General features: G+C 35.2%; 5 protein-coding genes. All 5 read right to left on the reverse strand.

Annotation, left to right across the window (positions count from 1 at the left end; genetic code table 11):
• Positions 1-40: 40 nt before the first annotated feature.
• Positions 41-1,177: a glycosyltransferase family 1 protein gene (locus C0512_RS14605; RefSeq protein ID WP_290862865.1), complete on the reverse strand. Its 1,137-nt coding sequence runs from the start codon at positions 1,175-1,177 to the stop codon at positions 41-43.
• Positions 1,174-1,800: a DapH/DapD/GlmU-related protein gene (locus C0512_RS14610; protein WP_290862867.1), complete on the reverse strand. Its 627-nt coding sequence runs from the start codon at positions 1,798-1,800 to the stop codon at positions 1,174-1,176. Before C0512_RS14610 ends, C0512_RS14605 begins: the two co-directional genes overlap by 4 nt.
• 437 nt (positions 1,801-2,237) lie before the next feature.
• Complete coding sequence (locus C0512_RS14615) at positions 2,238-3,212, reverse strand: glycosyltransferase family 2 protein (protein WP_290862869.1); 975 nt, start codon at positions 3,210-3,212, stop codon at positions 2,238-2,240.
• On the reverse strand, positions 3,209-4,432 hold the full coding sequence (locus C0512_RS14620) for a hypothetical protein (protein WP_290862871.1): 1,224 nt from the start codon (positions 4,430-4,432) through the stop codon (positions 3,209-3,211). The genes C0512_RS14615 and C0512_RS14620 overlap by 4 nt, the downstream gene beginning before the upstream one ends.
• A 50-nt stretch (positions 4,433-4,482) precedes the next feature.
• Positions 4,483-5,206 (reverse strand): hypothetical protein (locus C0512_RS14625; protein ID WP_290862873.1); only part of this gene is annotated, 724 nt, incomplete at its 5' end.

Consider the following 5,206-nt stretch of genomic DNA (forward strand, 5'->3'; position numbering starts at 1 on the left):
AGTTGACTGAGCGGATTATGTGCAAGATTTTCATTTGATATTAGTGCCCAGTTAGAATCAATTCATAATAAGCGATATAATTTTTTATCATCGATTGGGTTGAGAATTTATCTATATTTGATTTATTTAAATGTAGTTTTTTTTCAATGCTATCGTGATCAGAAATGGTATTTACAATAATTTTAGCTGCTTCGTCAGGTAGCAAAGGATCAAAATAAATTGCTGCTTCACCGCCAACCTCAGTCATGGGCTCATAATTGCTGGTAAACACTAAAGAACCGCATGCTTGAGCTTCAATTATGGGCCAACCAAAGCCCTCGCATAAAGAGGGGAAAATTAATCCTTTTGTTAAACAATACAAAGCATTTAGTTCTTGATTAGTCGGTTCTGTTATAACAATTACATGTTCACTTAACCCTAAATCTTTAATTAAAAAATTTAATTCATGAGTTAAAGGTTTTCCAGCTAAAACTAGCTTTACATTTATGTTTGGTTCTTTTTTAATTAAAGCATTATAAATAAATAAAACACCTTTGCGGTTTTTATACCACTGGTTTCCGCCAACATGTAATAAAAAATTAAAATCGGGATTGATATTGTATCTATCCAATATATTTAGGCATGCTTCTTTTGATAAAGACTTATAATCGAAATTTAAGCCGTTATGAATAACTTTTATCTGATTTGCATCGTGTTTTATTAGTCTTAATAAGTCATGTTTTGTTGCATTAGAAACAGCTGAAATATGTTTTGCTTCCTTTAGCCCATTTAATATTAAAATCTGTTGTATTTTTCCGGTTTTTCGGACTTGATTATATAATTTAAATTCATCCAGTGCTGAACGAACGGCCATCATATCGTGGCAGGTTATAACATGAGGGTGTTTTTTTATAAAAGGTATATAAATGGAGTTCGAATGATCACTTATGTGTAAAATATCAGTATATTTTGCTTTAAATATTAAAATTATTGGAAATAAAATGTATTTATCAATATATCCAAACCATTTAGCCAAGCCGCTTACGGTCGATTTAAAAAAGTAACCAAAAATAGGCTGGGGTTTTAGCAATTCTACCTCATGCCCTTCTTGTTCAAGACCAGTTTGCAAACAAGTTGAAAATTTTTGCATGCTATATTGATGGTCTTTATCGTAATTTCCTATCAGCAAAATTTTCATAGCGCTTTATTGCTTTCAAAATGTCTTTGAGGTATACCTGTCCAGGCTTCGATAGGTGCAAGCCAATGAACAGTAACGTGTGATAATTGTTTTAGTTCTCTTTCTTTAACCAATCGTGCAGGGTTGCCAGCAGCAACATGATAAGGAGGGATACTTTTGGAAACAACTGCACCTGCAGCAACAACTGCACCTCTTCCAATTGTTACACCAGGTAGTATTATTGCAGATGTTGCTATCCACGCGTAATCTTCAATCGTTATTGGCGCTTTAACATGACTCCAGTTGGGGCAATTGATGTCATGGCTACCTGTTAGTAGCTTACATCCATCATTTATTACCACATTGTTACCTAAGGTAACGTTATCGTGCAAGGCAATATGCACATTACTGCCAATAAAGCATTCTTTACCAATTTTTAATTTTGATAGATTGCCGTGTATGTCGGTTGTACCAACAACCGATAAGAAGCCAATTTCAGCGCCTTTGTTGGTAAGTCTTGAGTTCTTAACAATAATACGTAATAGATTCCGAATATGGAATATTCTTTTAGCCCAAGCTTTGAACCATTTAAAAGAAAAAATTTTTGGTTTTGATCTATGCTTGAGTAAATAAAAAAACATCATTATTAATAATTAATTTAGTCTATTTAATAAAAATCAGCAGCGTAGCATAAAAAATAAGCAGTAATAATTTTTTGTAAGATAATTATTGCAAACTAATCATCATACACAAGATTTATGACAAAACAATTGCATCATGATAAATATAAAATAAAACACATGTCATTTTTTTATATTAAATTCAGCATCGTTAACTTAGTGTAGATATTGATTATTTCATATTACCTTCAGCAATCTAATAAAGCATTCCACCCTTTTTAAGGTTTACTACAACATTTTGATTTAACGCATAATCGGGCAAGAAATTATTCAAATATGTATTATAACCTTGAACCGGAAAAGTTTCGGTTTTTGCAAGTATTGGACAAGTCTTAGCTATCTTCATGTTCACGTTATAAAACTATATTTGCATGCTATCTTATGGAAAATTAACTATGCTCTTATTTTTTTGCAGGAGGTAAAGCTGGAATGCCAGGTGGATTTTCTCTGAATTCTTTAGCAGCTCGCCAGCCTGCAAAAAAACCTGCCCAACCGCCTGTAAATTGGGCGATAAGGCTTTTTGGGCGCTTTATCAGGCTGTGGACAATAAAATAGATTCCTGGGCAATTTCTATGCCCCATAAAAATATGAAACAATATAAAACGAAGTTTTAAATGCCAAGGATAAAATGCCAATCTCCCTGCTACTTCATTGCGAGTTTGCTCGAAGCATTTGGATTTGCTCCAGACATCTCTAGCATGGTCTAGACGAACTGCTGGATAATGGTCCACGATAGCACTGGGTTCCAATATAATTTTCCAGCCAAAATGCCTTAAGTTTAAACAAAGCCAATAGTCATTACCCGGTTGAGCGCCTTTACCTAGTAGTCTTTCATCAAAATGTAAAGTGCCCAGCGCGGAACGGCGAAGAGCCCAGTTGCAACCTTTTAAAGCATCAACTTCTCTAGCGGGGCCAACTACTAAGTGGTGGTTACCAATTATGTTTCCCCAGTAATCAATATATCCAGCTTTTATTTGTTCTTTAACTTGTGGGTGAGGGTGAACTATATCACGGCCACCTACAGCAGCGACTTCAGGATTTTCAAAATGTTCTAGAATTATATCCAACCAGTCTGGTTTTGGAATCGCATCATCATCTAGAATGACCACAATATCATTTGTGCTAGCCTTTAATCCGGCATTCATGGCAGCAACTTGCCCAGGCACAAAAACACTTTGTAAGATAAGGTTCGGGTAAAGTGAACTGTTTAGGTTTTGTAGCCATTTTGCAGTCTCTTTGTCATCTTCGGGGCGGTAAACTACAACGACTTGTTCAGGTTTCTTGCGAATGGAATAGACGCCAGCCAATGCTTTTGAAAGCATATCTAACCTTTTGAATGTTGGTATAATTACCGTTACAGTAAAATTGGTTTTCACCCGCTTCCCCTTGAGATGTGTTTTTCTCGTTGCTTGTTTTTTAAATCGCCTCGATATTTTGCTGCAATTATTTCAAAAAATATTGCGCAAAATGTTCCAGAAGTTAATCCGGTGTTAAACCATAATACTTGATCTAAGTCCCTTAAATTAAGGAAGAAAGGGGCAGTTGCACACCATACTAATACAACGGGAATTTGTATCCAGGCGTAATGATTCCAGCCTCTATGAGCAATTAACTGTAAAGAAATACTAACTGCGGAATTAACAGCTGTACCTATTGCAGCAATAAACAGTTCATATTGTAAATTGGCGTAATTTGGCCCGATCAAAAGCAATAGTAAATCAGGAAAAAAATAACAAATGAGCACTAAGCTCAAACCGGGTAAGGAGCAAGCAAAAGACCATAAAAACCAAGTTCTTAGAATACTACTTTTAACACGGCTAAAATGTGGTATTGCGAATGCATGCATTACTGCTTGAACTGGTAATAACAATTGTCCTATTCGCCATAAAGCACCAATAGAAGCAGTTTGTTCTGTAGCAGAATACCAAGCAAGAATTACAAGAACAATTTGCGATTGGAGCACATAAAAAATTTCAATCGGTAATTGTCTTCGGGTAATTTTTTTAATTTCCTTACGGTCATCCGGGCTAATGTCTACAGGTTCTTCAACTAATTCCTGTCGAACCCACCTTTGTATAAAAGGGATTCTTAATCCTGCAACTATGACACCTAAAGCAACTGCCCCAAGCGCATTTAGGCAATGTAAATAGTAAAGTGACGTTGTGCCTATGAGCCTAAATAATGCTAGTATGGTATCAAGAACTTGAGTTCTTGCAGCTTTATTAGCGAACATTAAAATTTGATCAATTATTCGAGTCTGCATATCAAATTGCCAATTAATGATTAGCAAAGTCAATAAGCTTCCAATGACTGTATAATCAGCATGGTTTTTCCAAAGTAACCATCCTGCAGTGACAAGAATTGGTGGAAGTACGAAAATGGAGATAAACTTCCGTTCGATGATTGCTGCTTTGGTTACTTGTTTAGCTCTTGTGCGGTCAGGCCAAGTTCTTCCGATTATTGCGGTAAAGCCTAAATGGACTCCCCCTTTGGTGAGAATATTCATTGCTCCGGTTATCATCATCATAATAGTGAACAAAGCATATTCTTCTACTGTCATCCAATGTGCAAATAACAATCCTGCGATTGAGCTCATTCCTTGGGCCGTAACAGAGCCGAATAAAAATTTTGTTATTTGGGAGAACATTACACAACAGTATTTATTGTTATTGCTTTGGAAGGGATCTTATTGTGCTTTTTGGATATACTTTTTGAACTAAGGATATTTGGATATTTTATTATTGGTTTGTTATCTTGAACTACAGATACGGTATTTTTTAAAGTTGCAGCCATAATAAGCCCAACAAATAACCAGTTGTAACCTAATAACGTCCCAATATGAGTTATTTGGCCATTAAAAAGATGATAACCGATAAAACCAAAAAAGATCATTGGTAATATATTGTTATCTCTGCGTGCTGATTGTAAAGATTTCATAAAGATAAAGTAAGTTAAAACTCCTCTATAAATAATAAAAGCTAAGCCAAAACCTGGTCCGGATTCTAAAATAATTCTCGACCACTCATCTTCGGCAAGTACTAAGGATGCTTTGCCAGTAGTTAGCTGTGATCCTCCTCCTGTACCAAACCCTACGCCAAATCCTAAAACAGGTGCAGTTAAAACGTGCCTTAAAAATATAATTAAAGGGGCCATCGCTCTTAAAATAGCGCTGCCTTCAGAGTTTTCTGCGTTTTCAAAACGTTGATTTAATTTGTCTAATGAATCGCTAAAAGGCCCTATAAATAAGATTGCACCGATTAATATCAACAAAATAATTAAAATACTGCCGTTAAACTTCATTTTTGTGCTTTTAGTAAACATTAACCCAATGAAGCTTGAGACTATTATTAAACCTGTCATAAAAAAAGCA

This window comes from Flavobacterium sp., from assembly GCF_013822155.1.
In the GTDB taxonomy this organism is placed as follows: domain Bacteria; phylum Bacteroidota; class Bacteroidia; order Flavobacteriales; family Flavobacteriaceae; genus Flavobacterium.

Excerpts from the sequence above, each read along its gene's own strand:
- C0512_RS14605 (WP_290862865.1), bottom strand. The coding sequence starts at position 1,177 with ATGAAAATTTTGCTGATAGGAAATTACGATAAAGACCATCAATATAGC.
- C0512_RS14610 (WP_290862867.1), bottom strand. The coding sequence starts at position 1,800 with ATGATGTTTTTTTATTTACTCAAGCATAGATCAAAACCAAAAATTTTT.
- C0512_RS14620 (WP_290862871.1), bottom strand. The coding sequence starts at position 4,432 with ATGAGCTCAATCGCAGGATTGTTATTTGCACATTGGATGACAGTAGAA.